The organism is Desulfoluna butyratoxydans (assembly GCF_900699765.1).
Taxonomy (GTDB): domain Bacteria; phylum Desulfobacterota; class Desulfobacteria; order Desulfobacterales; family Desulfolunaceae; genus Desulfoluna; species Desulfoluna butyratoxydans.
In genome coordinates this window covers 42,699-60,105 of record NZ_CAADHO010000015.1, presented here as the reverse complement: position 1 = coordinate 60,105, position 17,407 = coordinate 42,699, and the positions used below count along the sequence as shown (strand labels likewise).

Annotated in this window: 17 protein-coding genes and 4 tRNA genes; 18 read left to right on the top strand and 3 right to left on the bottom strand. The window is 56.8% G+C overall.

The genetic code is table 11. The features are described from left to right. Positions 1–106: 106 nt before the first annotated feature. The 3 genes from lepB to MSL71_RS24950 all read right to left on the bottom strand — a co-directional run bounded on the left by lepB (position 107) and on the right by MSL71_RS24950 (position 3,927). Positions 107–748 carry a signal peptidase I gene (gene lepB, locus MSL71_RS24960; RefSeq protein WP_180146775.1) on the bottom strand — a complete coding sequence of 214 codons (642 nt, stop codon included), beginning with the start codon at positions 746–748 and terminating at the stop codon, positions 107–109. 514 nt (positions 749–1,262) lie between these two features. Further along, entirely contained in the window at positions 1,263–2,435 is a 1,173-nt protein-coding gene (locus MSL71_RS24955; protein ID WP_180146772.1) for a homocysteine biosynthesis protein, read from the bottom strand. A gap of 91 nt (positions 2,436–2,526) precedes the next feature. Beyond that, complete coding sequence (locus tag MSL71_RS24950; RefSeq protein ID WP_180146768.1) at positions 2,527–3,927, bottom strand: M23 family metallopeptidase; 1,401 nt, start codon at positions 3,925–3,927, stop codon at positions 2,527–2,529. A gap of 446 nt (positions 3,928–4,373) precedes the next feature. Here MSL71_RS24950 and kdsA point away from each other — a divergent pair, with 446 nt between their 5' ends. The 18 genes from kdsA (at position 4,374) to MSL71_RS24860 (ending at position 17,359) form a co-directional block, all read left to right on the top strand. Beyond that, on the top strand, positions 4,374–5,201 hold the full coding sequence (gene kdsA, locus MSL71_RS24945) for a 3-deoxy-8-phosphooctulonate synthase (RefSeq protein ID WP_180146765.1): 828 nt from the start codon (positions 4,374–4,376) through the stop codon (positions 5,199–5,201). Then, positions 5,198–5,719, top strand: a complete 522-nt coding sequence (locus MSL71_RS24940; RefSeq protein WP_180146762.1) for a KdsC family phosphatase — start codon at positions 5,198–5,200, stop codon at positions 5,717–5,719. The genes kdsA and MSL71_RS24940 overlap by 4 nt, the downstream gene beginning before the upstream one ends. After that, on the top strand, positions 5,716–6,321 hold the full coding sequence (gene lptC / locus MSL71_RS24935) for an LPS export ABC transporter periplasmic protein LptC (RefSeq protein WP_180146758.1): 606 nt from the start codon (positions 5,716–5,718) through the stop codon (positions 6,319–6,321). The genes MSL71_RS24940 and lptC overlap by 4 nt, the downstream gene beginning before the upstream one ends. Then, on the top strand, positions 6,302–6,829 hold the full coding sequence (locus MSL71_RS24930; protein WP_180146756.1) for an LptA/OstA family protein: 528 nt from the start codon (positions 6,302–6,304) through the stop codon (positions 6,827–6,829). Before lptC ends, MSL71_RS24930 begins: the two co-directional genes overlap by 20 nt. Before the next feature lie 217 nt (positions 6,830–7,046). After that, a complete protein-coding gene (gene lptB / locus MSL71_RS24925) occupies positions 7,047–7,769 on the top strand; it encodes an LPS export ABC transporter ATP-binding protein (protein WP_180146753.1) in 723 nt (240 codons plus the stop codon). Between the two features lie 154 nt (positions 7,770–7,923). Beyond that, a complete protein-coding gene (gene rpoN / locus MSL71_RS24920) occupies positions 7,924–9,360 on the top strand; it encodes an RNA polymerase factor sigma-54 (protein ID WP_180146750.1) in 1,437 nt (478 codons plus the stop codon). Between the two features lie 10 nt (positions 9,361–9,370). Then, positions 9,371–9,778 (top strand): ribosome hibernation-promoting factor, HPF/YfiA family, encoded by a 408-nt coding sequence (gene hpf, locus MSL71_RS24915; RefSeq protein ID WP_180146747.1) that lies wholly within the window; start codon positions 9,371–9,373, stop codon positions 9,776–9,778. 495 nt (positions 9,779–10,273) lie between these two features. Further along, positions 10,274–10,735, top strand: a complete 462-nt coding sequence (locus MSL71_RS24910) for a PTS sugar transporter subunit IIA (RefSeq protein ID WP_180146744.1) — start codon at positions 10,274–10,276, stop codon at positions 10,733–10,735. A 167-nt stretch (positions 10,736–10,902) separates the two neighbouring features. Next, positions 10,903–11,778, top strand: a complete 876-nt coding sequence (gene rapZ / locus MSL71_RS24905; RefSeq protein WP_180146740.1) for an RNase adapter RapZ — start codon at positions 10,903–10,905, stop codon at positions 11,776–11,778. Between the two features lie 172 nt (positions 11,779–11,950). Further along, entirely contained in the window at positions 11,951–12,361 is a 411-nt protein-coding gene (locus tag MSL71_RS24900) for a PTS sugar transporter subunit IIA (protein ID WP_180146737.1), read from the top strand. 250 nt (positions 12,362–12,611) lie between these two features. Continuing rightward, a complete protein-coding gene (gene gap, locus MSL71_RS24895; protein WP_180146734.1) occupies positions 12,612–13,613 on the top strand; it encodes a type I glyceraldehyde-3-phosphate dehydrogenase in 1,002 nt (333 codons plus the stop codon). A gap of 58 nt (positions 13,614–13,671) precedes the next feature. Next, positions 13,672–14,433 carry a triose-phosphate isomerase gene (gene tpiA / locus MSL71_RS24890; RefSeq protein ID WP_180146731.1) on the top strand — a complete coding sequence of 254 codons (762 nt, stop codon included), beginning with the start codon at positions 13,672–13,674 and terminating at the stop codon, positions 14,431–14,433. Between the two features lie 18 nt (positions 14,434–14,451). Further along, positions 14,452–14,760: a preprotein translocase subunit SecG gene (gene secG, locus MSL71_RS24885; RefSeq protein ID WP_180146729.1), complete on the top strand. Its 309-nt coding sequence runs from the start codon at positions 14,452–14,454 to the stop codon at positions 14,758–14,760. An 11-nt stretch (positions 14,761–14,771) separates the two neighbouring features. Continuing rightward, positions 14,772–14,856, top strand: a tRNA-Leu gene (locus MSL71_RS24880). 363 nt (positions 14,857–15,219) lie between these two features. Next, a tRNA-Leu gene (locus MSL71_RS24875) sits at positions 15,220–15,304 on the top strand. A 428-nt stretch (positions 15,305–15,732) separates the two neighbouring features. Continuing rightward, a complete protein-coding gene (locus MSL71_RS24870) occupies positions 15,733–16,737 on the top strand; it encodes a metallophosphoesterase family protein (RefSeq protein WP_180146727.1) in 1,005 nt (334 codons plus the stop codon). Between the two features lie 136 nt (positions 16,738–16,873). Beyond that, a tRNA-Leu gene (locus MSL71_RS24865) sits at positions 16,874–16,958 on the top strand. 316 nt (positions 16,959–17,274) lie between these two features. Beyond that, positions 17,275–17,359, top strand: a tRNA-Leu gene (locus tag MSL71_RS24860). The last annotated feature ends 48 nt before the right edge of the window (positions 17,360–17,407 follow it).

The following is a 17,407-nucleotide window of genomic DNA, read 5'->3' as shown; positions in this document are numbered from 1 at the left end:
TCATCTGAATCAAAGGCGAATGTGCTTTTATGTGAAAGCAGATTCCTTTACAACAGACAAGCCGGACAGTGCTCGATAACCTATATCCTATGCCCTATGACCCAACTTACCTGAGTATATCCCCCATCCGACCCCATCTCACCGAATGATCCCGTCCGTTCCAGGAAAAGTAGATCATAAAGGCCTTACCCTTAACGGCCTTTAAGGGAACAAATCCCCAAAACCGGCTGTCATGGCTATTATCCCGGTTGTCTCCCATGACAAACAGAGAATCTTTGGGAACCGTAACGGGCCCGAAGTTATCCCGCGTGGTGAGCTGGCCGGGAAGCACCCGGCGGTCGGTATGGATGGTATAGTCCCTCTCCACCCGCTTTCCGTTGACGTAGAGCTTCTTGGCCCGCATCTCCACCACATCCCCTTCAACACCCACCACCCGCTTGATGAAGTCCTTCTTGGGATCTTCCGGGTAGATAAACACCACGATGTCGTCCTGTTTCGGCTCTTTGACGGGGATGATGGTTTTTTGGATAAAGGGAAGCTTCACCCCATAGATAAACTTGTTCACCAGGATATGGTCGCCGATCTGAAGGGTGTTGAGCATGGAGCCCGAGGGGATCTTGAACGCCTGGACCACGAAGGTTCGAATGAAAAGGGCCAGGATAAGGGCAATGACAATTGCCTCGATATTTTCGCGAAGGGGGCCTTTGGCCGGAGAGGAGTCAGCAGGGGGATTCTTTTTCGATGCCAATGTGGATTCGCCTTTTGATTTCAGCCCTGCAGAGCCTGGCTGCCCCTTGGACGCACCTCAAACCCATGGAGTGAGCGCATGTCAGGGCAGCCGGAATGACCGGCACAGGCCGTTTCATCGTAAAATACAGTAAACGTCGGAATAGAGACTGATGACCACGAGTCGTGGTCCATGCGGATACATTGAAAGGCTCGTACAGCGAGGCTACCTAAAGGCTCACCACGCCGCCAGCCGGACGCCTGTCGCGTTGACGGGCCATCCGTAACGATGCCGTCGCATTGCCCGTGATCATATACCGGTCCCCGGGCATCGGCAATATAAAAATAGGCTATGTCACCCGGCCTGAACAGGGCAACGAGCCTTCACAAAACGCCGGATGCAAACCATGTTCTTGAACGCCGGGAGCTCCCCGGCAAAGGGCCGCAACCAGCCCCTGCCAAAAACGCCCGTAACCATTCAGCTTGCCTCCGGCAGAGGCGCCGGAGGCATCTTGAGCTGAATAGTTCCAAACGCCCTACTCTACAGGCAGAAGCTCCTGGGGCACCCCAAGCAGAAACTCCCCGCGCTGGATCCACCCCTTCAGGGTCTCGGCCACGGCACGGGCCTTGACCATGCTGGAGAGGGGCACCGTAGAAATCGTCTCGCCGTTCACGGTAATGCTTCCGCTTTTAAGCTCCTTGTAGCTTACCTGACCCAGACTGCGGGACACCCCGTTGGGATAATCATCGCTGTAATCCACCACCTGGGTAAAGATCTCTTCGTCCCGGACGGCGGTGTACCTTGCCATCTCCTCATTGAGGATGGGAATGGGAATCCCCAGCCCCACGGACAGCGAACAGCCGTACCCTCTCATGCTCACCCCGCGAAGCCATTCCGGGGACATCTTCTTCAAATCGCCCATGGCCCAGATGGTCCCGGCGGGCGAAAGGGGCACATCGTTTTCACCCCTGGGGTTCCCCGGCCTGTGCTGGGTCCCGGGACCGGCCACGTAGCCCTGGGCTCCCCCCAGAAATATTCGGGTGCCGAAGCCAATGGTCTTATACAGGGGATCGTTCAACAGAGGAGAAAGTTCACCGGCAGAGCAGTAATTGGCGTTGCCCATCTTGGGCTTCAGGGTCCCCATGTAGGTGTAGATGGTCTTGTCCGAAGGGTTCACCGCGCAGTTGTAGTTCTGGTAGGCGTTTCTGGGGTTGCAGAGCACGGCGGACGGAAGCTCTTCAAGGGTCATCTCCTTTTCAACATGGAGATTGGGGTAGCAGGCCGTGCCGTAGCTGTCCGCACGGATGTAAACTGTCTTTCCGGCCACCAGGTCTTCGATGACATGGCCGCCGCCGTATCGGAACTCCCCGGGATAGACCTTGTTCAGGGGGTCATCGTCACACACAGCCGTGGCACCCAGGTAGCAGTCCACCGCCGCCACGCCGGAGTAGGCCGGGACGTTGTTAAACCAGGTGGAGGTGGTGCGCACGGACGGCGTGGACTGGCCGATGTTCAGGAAGGCCCCGGACGAGCACATGGGGGCAAAGGTCCCGGTGGTAACCACATCCACCTGCCGGGCAGCCTCCTCAGGGCCTTTTTCGTCCACAATGCCGATCATCTCTTCAGCCGTGACAACCACAACGTCACCGCTCTTGATCCTGGCATTAATCTCTTCGTAAGTTTTTTCTACCTTGAATGTTTTGCCCACCTGATTTCAGCTCCAAAAATTGAATTGGTTGTGTGATCTGCAGAGGGGCACGCCCAGCGGCCCGAGCCACCGCACCCGCCCCACGGCTTTATCACCCGCTCACCCCGGCGCTTCCGAGCTCCCGCTTCACCCGGTCAAGCTTTGAGGTGATGTTGTTTTTAATCCAGTGGCCGTCCAGCCATTCGATGGGATTGACAAACACATGGCCCACAATCATCCCGAAGTGAAGATGGTCGCCACCCACAAGCCCCGTGACGCCCGTTCGCCCCACCACATCGCCTTTTTTCAGGACGTCGCCCTCTTTCACCCGCACCGAACTCATGTGGGAGTAGCTGGAGAGGAGACCAAAGCCGTGGTCGATGATAACGGTTCGCCCGTAAATCCCCACCTCCTGAACAAAAACCACCTTGCCCGCGTTGGCCGCAGGGATCTTGGCGTGCTTGATGGAGGCAAAATCCATCCCGAGGTGGTACTTCTGATCCACCCGCTGACCTTTGTAATAGTAGCTTCGGTGGTCGGCAAAGGTGGCCGGGGTGGCGGAACCCGGCAGCTGCTTGAAGGTGCCCTTCCACCGCATCTTGGCCTCGGTCTTGGTTCCGTTGGACAGGATGGTCCGGTTGTTGTCCGCCCGCATCTTGTCGTTGATCACCAGGTACTTTTCCAGGTTGTTGGACGGCTTTGCCCCAAATTGCTCCACGCTCATGGCTGGAATCTTGGCGTTGAGGAACCCGTCGCCGATGTTGATGCGGTCGCTTTTGAACTGCTTGCCGATAATATAGTGGTAAAAGCCTGCCTTGGTGCGGTTCCCGGCCTCGTCCTCGGCCTCCACCAGAATTTCGGTCCCCTTCTTCTGGAGGTGGGTCAGGGCAAAAAACGCCACATAAACGTTGTCATGGCCTTCAAAATAACCGGCATACCCGGGGAAAAAGTTGTCGCCGACCCTTACCCCGCTTTCAGTGACTTTCTCAGAAACCCGATAGGCCACCACCCCGGTGCCGCCCTGGGCCACGTTATGGCTCCGCGTCAGGATATCCACCACAGGGGGCTGGGTATCGATGGTGATCTCTTTTTCAATGTAGGTTGTGTTCCCCTTGAGCAGGTTGCGAAGGGAGTGGTCGGTGGCACGGATGCGCAACAGCGCCTTGCCGTCGGTGAGTCCTAGTTTGCCCGGGTCTGCGTCCACGTCGATGGTATCGGAAAAGGTGCTCCCTTTTCCGGGGAACCCGTCACTCGGCCAGGTCTTGCTGTAAATCACCTTATCCACGCCGCCGCGGGACAGGGCGACCCACACCTCCCGCAGACCGCTTGTTTCATCGTTCACGGTTCCGGTCAACCGAGCCTGGCTCCCCAAGGTCTCAAAGGAGAGATCCAGCCCCACCTCAGGGGGGGTTCCTTCCAGTCGACTGAAACCGAACCAACCGGCCACAATAAGCATTACCAGAAAAAGCAGGACTACCAGCCGCCCTTTTTTGCTTTCTTTTTTTTGTCTCAAACTACATCTCCAGACACCCGCACCAAAAATAAAATTGAGGGGCAATGATAGAAAACCTGAACTGAAAAACCGCCCAGGATGCGTTCACACAAGGCCACGACGCCTGCACCGGGCCCCATGGAAAAACGCCCGATACCCTTGGCAATCATGGGCACTTTGGCATATCAACATTATCAGATACCAGCAAACCCCATGGTTATCAAGGGCTCTTTTGGCTGCTTGACTTTTGGTGGGTTTCCGGGATACATCCCTTAGATCGTTCGGGTACAGCAAATTCCGTACCTAAACAAAAAATTCATTTAAGAAACGTCACGCCCGAAGCGTCTCGCAAATTCGGGTGTTATCTGGTACAGGTAATCGGCAACATCTTGACATGCGATCAGGCGCCTTGCGACGTATTCGAGGCGGCCACACCCCAACCCCGAGACTTTTTTAAGGAGTTTTGTATGCCAGACCCCATCCGTTCGTTACGCACCGGACCCGATGCTCCCCCATTCCTGATTGCCGGCCCCTGCGTCATCGAAAACCGGGACATCTGCATGCGCATCGCCGACTTCCTCAGGCGACTGACCGTTAAAGAAGGGGTCCCCTTCATCTTTAAAGCGTCCTACGACAAAGCCAACCGCACCAGCATTGATTCGTTCCGAGGCCCCGGCCCCCAGGAAGGGCTGCGCATCCTGGAAGAGATAAAGCGCGAATTCGACATTCCCGTCATTTCGGACATCCACGCACCGGCCCAGGCCGCAGAAGCCGCCGAGGTCCTGGACATCATCCAGATCCCGGCCCTGCTCTGCAGGCAGACCGACCTCATCGTGGCTGCCGCAGAAACCGGCAAGCCGGTCAATATCAAAAAAGGTCAGTTCCTGGCCCCATGGGACATGGGCAACATCGTCGACAAAGCCCGTTCCGCAGGCAACGACCGCATCTTTCTTACCGAACGGGGGACCGCCTTTGGCTACAACAACCTTGTGGTGGACATGCGGAGCCTGGGGATCATGAAGGAGACCGGCTGCCCCGTCATCTTCGACGCCACCCATTCGGTGCAGCTCCCCGGAGGCCAGGGCAGCAAGTCCGGCGGGGACCGCAGGCAGGCGCCGCCCCTTGCCCAGGCCGCCATTGCAGCCGGAGCCGACGGCCTCTTCATGGAGACCCACTTTGATCCGGACAACGCTCTGTGCGACGGCCCCAACTCCGTCAACTTCGAGATGATGGAGACCCTGCTCCCCCGCATCGTGGCCATCAAGTCCATTATAAATGACGGAGGCAAGGCATGACCTCCACGGAGAAACTCGCTTCCGTCGACCTGCTCATCATGGACGTGGACGGAGTCCTCACCCAGGGCGAAGTCACCTACTGCGACGACGGCAGCCAGATCAAGTTCTTCAACGTCAAAGACGGTCTTGGTCTGAGGCTCCTCATGGACGCAGGAATCCAGACCGCCATCGTCACCGGCCGATCCGCAGGGGCCCTCCAGGCCCGCGTGGACAACCTGGGCATCCCCCTTCTCTTTGACGGCGTCTCAGACAAGGCAAAAGCCCTTGAAGAGGTGGTGGCACGCTCGGGGGTTCCTGCCCATCGCATGGCCTTCATGGGCGACGACCTCCCGGACCTGCCCATCATGAAACGGGTCGGGGTTTCCATTGCCGTGGCCGATGCCGTGGCCGAAGTCAGGGAACGCGCCCACCTGACCACCACCCACGCCGGAGGCAAGGGGGCGGTCCGGGAAACCTGCGAAGCGATCCTCAAGGCCAAGGGGCTTTGGGATAAAGCCATCGAAAGATTCCTTGCATGAAGCGCAAAGGCACCATAACCACCCGAAAGGTGGTCCGTAGGGTGCTCATCGCCATCATGGCTGCCACCGCCCTGTCCACCGGAGTCATCCTGGTCACCCACAGAAGCGGCCAGACGCCAGCCACAGAGCCCCGGGAGGAGAACAAAGCAACCCTCACCCTGGACAAGATGCGCCACACCTCGTCCCGTCAGGGCGTGGATGAATGGAGCGTCGAGGCGGAAACGGTCAACCTGTACAACACGGAAAACCGCGCTGTGTTCCTGATGCTCACCGCCCGGTATTTCGAAAAGTCCGGCGCAGTCACCACCCTGACTGCCGACAAGGGAGTCCTTGATACCCAGACCCGGAACATGGAGGTGTCCGGCAATGTGGTGGTCAAGCGGAGGGGAATCACCATCACCAGTGACGCCCTCACCTACACCAAGGAATCCCAGGTTATCATCTCCACAACCCCGGTGGTCATCACCGACGACATCTCCCGTCTCACCGGGAATGCCATGTTCCTCGACCTTGCCGGGGGACGGATGACCCTGGACGGAAACGTCAACGGCACGCTCCGAGAAGCAAGCAAAGGAAAATACGATGAAACACGCCCCCAGTAAATATCTCTGGTGCCTCCTCCTGGCCCTTGTCCTGATACCTGCAGCCGGCATCGCCCAGGAAGGCGAAGTCGGCATCAGCGCCGACCACCTCACCTCGGACAGCCAGGGACGGTACGCCCTTTTCTCCGGCAACGTCCGCATCACCCGGGACGGTGCCGTACTCAAGGCCGACTCGGTCCAGCTCCACTACGAAGACGGCAAACAAAAGGGAGACACCACCAAGGGGCTCTCCCTCATCGAAGCCGAGGGCAACGTCACCATGGACTTTGAAGAGAAACGCGCCACCGCCGACAAGGCCATGTACGACCTGCGCAAAGAGGAGGTGACCCTCACCGGAGGCCCGCCCCGCGTGGTGAGCGGCAAGAGCACACTGACGGGCAAAACCATTGTCATCAACCGCCTTACAGGCGCCATCAAGGTGGACAGCGGCAACAGCACCCGGGTAAAGGTTCGGCTCGTGCCCGGGGAAAAGGGGTTCTCCTTTACCCCGGACAAAAAGGACAAATAGAGCTTCAAGCCTTGAGAATAGCCGCTTTTAGGTAACCGCTGACAACATGCCAAGTGCTTTTTCAAAGCCCCTGTGGTATGGTAAGGGACGTCCCGGACAAGTTGAACCGACTACCGGTGTAAGGGCCGCCCTTGAGATCGGCGACAGATGCATTATATTTTTAAGGTACGGACCCGGTAAGTGAAGACGCATTACGAAGAGGGAAGATCGGGATTTTATGACTGAGCTTGTGATGAACAGCCTGATAAAAACGTACGGAGGGAGAGCCGTTGTGGACGGTGTCTCCATCCGCGTGGAGAGCAACCACGTCACCGGCCTCCTCGGCCCCAACGGCGCAGGGAAAACCACCACGTTTTACATGGCTGCAGGTATTGTACGTCCCGATTCAGGCTCCGTCTTCATCGACAGCCAGGAGATCACCGACTATCCCGTGTACAAACGGGCCAGATGCGGGATCGGCTACCTCCCACAGGAGTCATCCATCTTCAAGTCCCTGTCGGTCAGGGACAACGTCATGGCGATCCTGGAACTCCTGGACATCTCCAAGCAGGAACAGGAAGAGCGCCTGGAGACCCTCCTGGGGGAACTGCGTATCAGTCACCTTGCCGACCGCAAAGCGGCTGTCCTCTCCGGCGGAGAGCGCAGACGCCTGGAAATCACACGGGTCCTGGCCATTAAACCGGATTTTATCCTTCTGGATGAGCCCTTCGCAGGGGTCGATCCCATTGCGGTCATCGACATCCAGAACATCATCGCCATGCTCAAAGAGCGCGGCATCGGGGTCCTGATTTCCGACCACAACGTCCGCGAGACCCTGGGGGTCTGCGACAACGCCTACATCATGAGCGTCGGCAAGGTCATAGAGTCCGGCTCACCCGAAGAGATTGCATCAAGCGAGATCGCCCGCCGAATATACCTGGGCGAAGGCTTTAGCCTGTAACATACCGCAGGCCCCCGAAGCGCCACAGGGCCCGCGTCTTTAATTTCGATGGATCGAACCGTCCCGACAGACGGCTTCAGTCGGCGTATCAATGGCGATGCGACCGGTAACCCAAACTTGTGTGAACCGTAATGGAAACCGTGAAGTTGTAGTTATGGCAATGGAACTCAGGCAACAGCTGCGCCTCTCCCAACAACTGGTGATGACCCCCCAGCTTCAGCAGGCCATCAAGCTCCTGCAACTCTCCCGTCTCGAGCTGGTCGACGCCATCTCCCAGGAGCTGGAAGAAAACCCGGCCCTCGAAGAGATTCAGGAGACGGCACAACGGGAAGCGGGAACCCACGAGGACGAGAAGCCGGCACCGGAAGAGAACGCAACGTCCGAAGTGAAAATCGACGAGAAGATCGGAAGCGACATCGACTGGGACAACTACCTGGGAGAGTACAACTCCACAGGCAAGGCCCAGTACGAATCCGAGCAGAAGGAGGCGCCCAAATACGAGGCCTTCGTATCCCAGAAGAAATCCCTGGATGACCACCTTCTCTGGCAGCTCCTGATGACCTGCCCGGACTCCGACACCGAGGAGATCGGCTGCCTCATCATCGGCAACCTGAGCAGCGACGGCTATCTCACCGCCTCCGTCGAAGAGATCGCGGAGGAGTGCGGCCACTCTGTGGAACTCGTGGAAGATGTCCTCGAAGAGCTCCAGACCTTTGATCCTCCGGGTATCTGTGCCCGGAACCTGGGGGAGTGCCTCCTGATCCAGGCCCGCCATTTCGGCGTTGAGACCCGGATCATGAAGGAGATCGTCACCAACCACATCAAGGAGCTGGAGAACAAAAACTACAAGGCCATCAGCAAGGCGCTGAAAGTCGGCCTGCCCAGCATCATCTCCACGGTGAACATCATCAAGGAGTTTGAATCCAAGCCGGGCCGTCCCTTCAGCACCGAAGAGCCCCACTACATCACTCCGGACATCTACGTCTACAAGGAGGAAGGGGAATTCATCATCGCCTTGAACGACGACGGCATGCCCCGGCTCCGCGTCAACCCCTATTACCGCCAGGCACTCTCCAAGGGCCAGGACATCCCCAGCGACACCCGGGACTACCTCCAAGACAAGATGCGCTCCGCGGCCTGGCTCATCAAGAGCATCCACCAGCGCCAGAAAACCATCTACAGCGTCATGGAGAGCATCTTAAAGTTCCAGGCCGAGTTCTTTGAAAAAGGGATCTCTCATTTAAAGCCCATGGTGCTGCGGGACGTGGCCCAGGACATCGGTATGCACGAGTCCACCATCAGCCGGGTCACCACCAACAAATACGCCTATACCCCCCAGGGTATCTTCGAGCTGAAATACTTTTTCAACAGTTCCATCAACCGCGTCCACGGAGCAGCCATCGCGTCGGCCAGCGTCCAGGACAAGATCAAACAGATCATTGACGGAGAGGATACCAAAAAACCCTACAGCGACGAGAAAATCGCGCAAATATTAAAAAAGGAGGCCAATGTAGACATCGATAGACGAACGGTAGCCAAATACCGTGAGGCAATGAAAATATTGCCGTCAAGCAAACGAAAACAATTTTAGGAGGTCATTTATGCAAGTATCTGTAACATTTAAGAACATTGACCCTTCCGACGCACTCAAGGCGTACGCCACCAAAAAGCTGGAACGTATCGACAAACTGCTTGATGCCCCTTCCGAAGCCAACGTCGTTTTTTCCGTTGAAAAGATACGGCATATTACCGAAATAAACGTCACAAGCGGCCGCACCACGGTCCACGCCACGGAAACAAGCGAGCGCATGTATGCAGCCATCGACCTTGCCGTGGATAAAATCAAGCAGCAACTCTCCAAAAACAAGAAAAAGATACAGGCCCGCAAAAGCGGCAACCCCGGGATCCGTCCCACCCTGGCCGAAGAGATAAACGAGGCCCCTGTTGACGTGGATGAGTTTGATGACTTTTCCGATTTCGATATGGATGAGGACCGCCGGCTGGCCTGACCCGCCGTCCGTCCGCAACGTCACGAGGATGAACTCGTAAAATATAGCCCCGCCTGAAAACGCCCCGCACCTCCGTTTCAAGGGGATGCGGGGCCCTTGAGGAGCAGCCGAAAATGCGTTTCGATTTCGCCGGGTTGATCACACACGGGTTCATCTTCCAACAGGGCGACTCGCCCGTATACACGACAGCCTCCGGGAACCACCGTCCAATGAAATCCATTTGACAACCCCGGTGATGTCAGCTACAAAACACTCCGTTTAAAAGGTGCCTGCCCGGTGCAGGCGCCTTTTTTCATGGGCAAAAACCGATGCACGGATGACGAGACGCGACCCGCGCATCAGGTCTTGAAAGATGGGCCATCCACTGATATGAAAGTAGAGGTCCCAAACCTGTCGGCAGCCGCCTCTCGCACGACCCTGCAAAGGACGGCCTGACACACGGCCTGGCAGACACACCGCCGGACAGGCCAACAGAGACTCTCTGGGTGAATCATTATGAAAATCCTTGATGTACTGCAGCTGGAAACGATCATCCCCGAACTCACGTCACGGGACAAAAAAGGAATCCTGGAAGAACTCGCGGCCCCCATTGCGGACCTCACTGGCCTCCACCACCCGGACCTGGTAAGGGTTCTCCTTGAACGGGAGCAACTCGGAAGCACCGGCATCGGAGACGGCATCGGCATTCCCCACGGAAAGATCGCCGGTCTGGACCGCATGGTGGTGGGATTCGGCATGAGCCGCCAGGGTGTGGACTTCGACTCCCTGGACGGGCGACCGGCCCATATCTTTTTTGTCCTCGTCACTCCCGAGCAGTCCACCGGTCAACATTTAAAGCTCCTGGCCAGGCTCTCCAAAATGCTCAAGAGCGATCTCTTTCGCAAAAAACTGATGACCGCCACATCACGGGACGAGATCCACGCCATTATCCGAAACGAGGACAACGAAAACGGATGACGGCCCGGGCTTTTCCCGGGCACCATCGGATGTCAGCCCTTGAGAGGCAAACTCCTTGACGACTTCAACGAACACCAGCACCCCGAACCGGTCCGTTCCCTAAAGGGCACGCAACCTTCACGCGGCCTTGCCGGCGACGGCTCCGGGCAGCAAAGGGAGTTCTCCCCATGAACATCTTCAACATTTTCATCATCACAGGACAGGCAGGATCCGGTAAAAGCACGGCCCTGGCCGCGTTTGAGGATGCCGGATACTATTGCGTGGACAACCTCCCCGTCACCCTCCTGCCCAAGTTCATGGAAATCCCCATTGCCAAGGAGACCCACTACAGAGGCATCGCCTTTGGCATGGACCTTCGTGAGCGCACCTTTCTCAAGTCGTACCGCGGGGTCTTCGACGAGCTGAAGCAGGCAGGCCACAACCTGAAGGTGATCTTTCTGGAGGCCGACGTCGCCACCCTGACGCGACGCTTCTCCCAGACGCGCCGCACCCACCCCCTGGCCGTGGGGGACAAAGGGGTCATGGACGCCATCACCCAGGAACGGGAAGAGCTCACAAGCCTGCGCAACGAAGACGCCACCCGGATCATCAACACCTCCAGCCTGACGGTCCACGAGCTGAAAAAGGTTATCTCGGAGCTGGCCGCAGACTCCCACCACAAAACCCCGCTGAAGATCTCCGTGGTCTCCTTCGGGTTCAAGTACGGTGTCCCCCAGGACGCCGACCTCATGGTGGATGTGCGGTTCCTCGAAAACCCCTACTTCGTCCCGGAGCTCAAGCCCCACAGCGGCCTCTCCCCGGACGTACGGGACTTTGTCCTCAACGGCGAGGGGACCCGGACCTTCCTGCTCAAATACACCGATCTTCTGGACTTTCTCATCCCCATGTACCAAAAGGAGGGGAAACACTACCTCACCCTGGGCGTGGGATGCACCGGAGGGCGGCACCGAAGCGTGGCCGTGTCCTCGGAAATCCACAACCACTTGAAGCGTCGTTATTCCGATATCCGCCTCCTGCACCGGGACATCGGCCGGGAGGAATAAACGCCGGCAGGTGTGTGCCCTGCCGCCAAAAAATGATACACTCGTTAGCGTTACAGACCGAACACGCCTCGCACCGAAGCCCATGCTGCGGCACCACACCGCGGGGGCATGCTCCATGCCGCCCGGACCGTGGCGAGGCCACCATACAAGATGCCCCACATGAGGTTTATATATGATTGGCATACTGGTCGTCACCCACGGCAATCTCGGTGAAATCCTCATCGAAACCGCCGAATTCATACAAAAAGAACCCCTTGAGCAGGTCAAGCCCGTCTCCATCAACATCACCAAGAGCGTCGATGACCTGCACAACAAGGTGGCCAAGGCCATCAAAGATGTCAACTCCGGAGACGGGGTTCTCATCCTCACCGACATGTTCGGCGGCACCCCCTCCAACCTCTCCCTCTCCTTTCTGGAGGAGGACCAGGTGGAGGTGATCTCCGGGGTCAACCTGCCCCTTTTGATTTCTGCGGTGGGCCGCCAGAAAAAAGGAGCCCTGGCCTCCACGGCCAAGCTTCTGGAAAACACGGGCAAACGCAGCATCTCCCTTGCCAGCAGCATCTTAAACGGCGCCAAGCGCTGATGCATTCCCCTTGACAGGGTAAGAAACGATCGCCATCGGGGCGACCGCGATATAAGCAACCGGGGGCCGGGTCCACACCAAGATTCCGGCCCCTTACAACGTTTAAAGACCCGCCCGAACATTGCCTTTGGATGGGCTGCACCTGTTGCAGCCCCGGACATCGGACGCCTCTTTGCAAACGTCACCAACCATTTATCACCATCACATCTCCAACTGGTGCTGACACCCAACGTTGGACGGAGGAAGACCCATGAGCATCAAAATCGGTATCAACGGATTCGGACGTATCGGTCGTATGGTTTTCAGAGCAGCCCTCAACAACCCCGCAATCGACGTGGTTGCCATCAACGACCTCACCGACATCAAAACCATCGCCCACCTTCTGGCCTACGACTCCGTACACGGACGCTTTGACGGCGAGGTAAAAGCTGCGGATAACGGCATTGTCGTCAACGGCAAAACCATCCGCGTCACCGCCGAAAAAGACCCCGCCAACCTGCCCTGGAAAGAGCTTGATGTGGCCATCGCCATGGAGTGCACCGGCATCTTCCGCGACCGCGAAGGCGCCTCCAAGCACCTGGCAGCCGGCGCCAAAAAAGTGATCATCTCCGCCCCGGCCAGCGATCCCGACGCCACCATCGTCATGGGCGTCAACGATGCCACCTACGATGCGGCCGCCCACCACATCGTCTCCAACGCCTCCTGCACCACCAACTGCCTGGCCCCCGTTGCCAAGGTGCTCCACGAGACCTTCGGCATCAAAGAGGGCCTCATGACCACCATCCACGCCTACACCGGTGACCAGCGCATCCTGGACGCCCCCCACAAGGACCTGAGGCGCGCCCGTGCCGCCGGTTGCTCCATGGTCCCCACCACCACCGGCGCTGCCAAGGCCGTGGCCCTGGTCCTGCCCGAGCTCAAAGGCAAGCTCAACGGCATGTCCATCCGCGTCCCCACCCCCAACGTCTCCCTGGTGGACCTGGTGGTCAACCTTGAAAAGCCCGCCACCAAGGAAGAGGTCAACGCAGCCCTTCAGAAGGCTGCCGACGGCGAGCTCAAAGGGGTCCTCGATTACTGCGATGCTCCCCTGGTCTCCATCGACTTCAACGGCTGCCCCGCTTCCTCCAGCGTGGATGCCCCCTCCACCGACGTCATCGACGGCATGGTGAAGGTCCTCTCCTGGTACGACAACGAGGCAGGCTACTCCCACCGCATGGTGGACCTGGCAGCCATGATCGCATCCAAACTGTAATCTACTGCCTCGGACCGGCCTCCACCAGAGGCCGGTCCCACAACATAAGGAGCCCCCTATGGCAACCCGTACCCCTCTCATCGCCGGCAACTGGAAGCTTCACAAGGACTGTGCCGAATCCGTTGCCTTTGCAACCGAGCTTAAAGATGCCCTGGGCGCCGACATCGACGTGGACGTGATGGTGGCCCCCACCTTCACCGCCCTCTACCCTGTCTGCCAGGCCCTTGGGAAAAGCCCCATCGCCGTGGCAGCCCAGGACATGTTCTGGGAAACCACTGGCGCCTGGACCGGAGAAATCTCTGCCGAGATGATCCGCTCCTGCGGCTGCACCCATGTCATCATCGGCCACTCCGAGCGCCGCCAGTTCTTCGGCGAGACCGACGAGACCGTCAACAACAAGCTCAAAGCCGCCCTGAAGGCCGGCCTGGTCCCCGTGGTGTGCATCGGTGAAACCGACGAAGAGCGAAAACAGGGAAAAACCTTTGAGGTCCTTGACACCCAGGTTAAAATGGGATTTAAGGGGTTGTCCGCCGAGGAGCTGGCCACTGTTGTCCTCGCCTACGAGCCCGTCTGGGCCATCGGCACCGGCAACACGGCAACGCCTGATATGGTTCAGGAAGTGCACGCCTTCTTAAGGAAAAGCGTTGCCGACAGCCTCCAGAAAGAGCTTGCCAATGCCATGAGAATCCTATATGGTGGCAGCGTCAAATCGGGCAACATTGCTGAATTAATGGCCCTTGAAGATGTGGATGGCGCCCTCGTTGGAGGAGCCAGCCTTGACACCGAATCCTTCAGCGGGATTGTTCGATACAAACGATGATAAACGGATGGCGAACCCATGCTTTTTGTTAAAATAGTTCATATTCTGGTCTGCGTCGGCCTGATCCTCATTGTCCTTCTCCAGACCGGAAAAGGCGCCGATATGGGCGCATCATTCGGTGGTGGAAGCAGCCAGACCCTTTTCGGCCCCTCCGGCGGCGCCACTTTCCTGAGCAAGGCCACCACGGCCATCGCGATCATCTTCATGATCACCTCGCTCTTCCTGGCGTACGACTCGGGTACGAAAAAGACCGGCTCGGTGATCACCGCACCCCCGGCTGCCGAGCAGAGCGCTCCCGCAGCACCTGCGGATACAAAAAGCGAATAGTCGCACGATTTGCCGAAGTGGTGGAATTGGTAGACGCGCACGGTTGAGGGCCGTGTGGGGCAACCCGTGGGAGTTCAAGTCTCCCCTTCGGCACCATATACGAAAACCCCGTCTTGTGAACACAAGACGGGGTTTTTTATTGCCCGAAATACGTCAAGCATTCAAGACGATCAAGAAAAGCGCACAGAAAACCCGTAAATGATCTCTTTGCGCCTTTGCAAGGCCTGCTTATATCAAGGCACCAATCACAATAAATGATCGTTGCGTTGGCCCTATCATTGTCCCCTGGAATCGTCTCATCAAAATCCCGGAACCGCCCTACGGGAACATTATCCTGAAAATACACCTCAAAATGTGCTCCTCCCCCAGCCACGTTTTCCACCCCTCAAAAAAAGCCAAGAGCCTTGCAAAAAGGGCTTGATCAACCCGAAAACCGATGTTATAACGCTCTCACATTTTGCCGAAGTGGTGGAATTGGTAGACGCGCACGGTTGAGGGCCGTGTGGGGCAACCCGTGGGAGTTCAAGTCTCCCCTTCGGCACCATTTGACTTCAACCCCCTTGCTGGAAACGGCAAGGGGGTTTTTGTTATGGCCAGTCACTTGACACCCCTCCTCTCACGCCCCCATACCCTGGCTCACCCCGACAAAAGCCGAACCATATAAAAAACATTGACAATCCGATGGTTTAGCAGTACTTTCAGTAAAGCTATCAACACCCCTTCCATTACCAACTCACGGCTCACTAAACACAAAGTGCTTTTTCTCTACGCTACAACTCTTACGGAAGATGCCCCCCCCCCTGCCGCCTGGTACATTGACACACCAAAAACAGACCCTTCATTTCGAAAACCATCTGCAGCGCTGATTGTCAGCAGCTACACACACGCCAAACGTCGTTGTCACCTGTTGTGCAAGCCTCAATACCGCCAATGCGTGTTAGATAACCACGTGTAACCATCAAGGAGGAAATCATGGCCGCCCCGTTAGCAACCATATTGGTTATGTCTGACCCCCAATTTTTTTTCGGAGGGAAAGATCATCTCTCGGATGACGATGTGGCAAGAAATAATGTCTCTGTCTTGAGAGCTGTCAGACGCATCCAAGATAAAATTTCCCTAAAATGCGCCATCATCTGCGGAGACTTTACCATGGGTGGCCTGTCCCAAATGCGATGTTTTCTCAATGCATATCTCAAGCCCTATGAAGGTGAAATCAACAAAGACTACTATAGCGGTACCGTCTACATGCCGGGTCCGATAGTCCCCATACCGGCACCAATGAACCCATCAATCGATGAAGACGTCTACGACGATTTATTGGATGCATCTCTTAAAGTCAAACCCGTCTACCTGCTGCTTGGGAACCACGATCAATGGCACTGGGAATATGATGAGGACCTCAGCCCGGAAGCCATCGTAAACAAGCTCTACCCGAAAATGAAAACAGTGGGCACACAGTTCGACATCGGAGACAAGTACCATATCGTTCTGTACGACGGCATCTCCACGTGCCTTGGAAGCAAATACCCTCCGCTGATGGATACCTTGCACTGGGCAAAGGACAACCATAGAAAAGTCGTTGTCTTTACCCATAATCCGGACAGGACATCTGACCCATGGTCTGATCACAGTTATGATGAATACAACAAAGAATATGCCGACAACTTCGCCAAAGCCATCACCCAGTATCCCGACACCATTGCGGGCGTTATCGGGGGTCACTGGCACAACAAATGTGGCGAAATGAAAAAATATTACCCACGCATAGACCCGACCCTCGAAACCCTCTATGACGGTGGCATCGGAACGTATAAAACGTTTTTGCTGCTCAGATTCTATGAGACATCCATTGAGTTTCTGCCGTTAAAGGCAAGAGACTATGACGGCAACATCACAAACATCCACAGCGATAAAGACATTGACATCAATACACAAGTTGACACCTGGGGCTGGGAGTCGCTCTATACTGATTACTGAATGCCCCCAAGCTCAGTTCTCCGGCATCTGAAGACTCTTTCAGTGCACCCAAAGAACACCCCTTAAAAAAACGCTGCGGCCCATTGAAAAAGACTTGATCAACCCGAAAGCCGGTGTTATAACGCTCTCACATTTTGCCGAAGTGGTGGAATTGGTAGACGCGCACGGTTGAGGGCCGTGTGGGGCAACCCGTGGGAGTTCAAGTCTCCCCTTCGGCACCATTTAAAAGCAAGAGCCGTCGGATTCATATCCGGCGGCTTTTTTGTTTTTGGGCAACTGGGCAATCTGCCTCCTCACCTCCGGTGATTGAAACACGCCCCCACCACGTTGACAGCACCAGGTACCGCGCCCCTTCACGTCTCCTTAATCCCCTGTCAACGCCCACTACCAGCCTTAGGGCTCTTCGTTCTGCTCCGGCCTGTTTCCATTATTCACATCATCTGAAGATGTTACCCCTCGCCTCAAAAAAAGAGCGCCGAAATCGTGGAAAAAGGCTTGATCACCCCCAAAGGCGGTGCTATAACGCTCTCACATTTTGCCGAAGTGGTGGAATTGGTAGACGCGCACGGTTGAGGGCCGTGTGGGGCAACCCGTGGGAGTTCAAGTCTCCCCTTCGGCACCATTTAAAAGCAAGAGCCGTCGGATTCATATCCGGCGGCTTTTTTGTTTT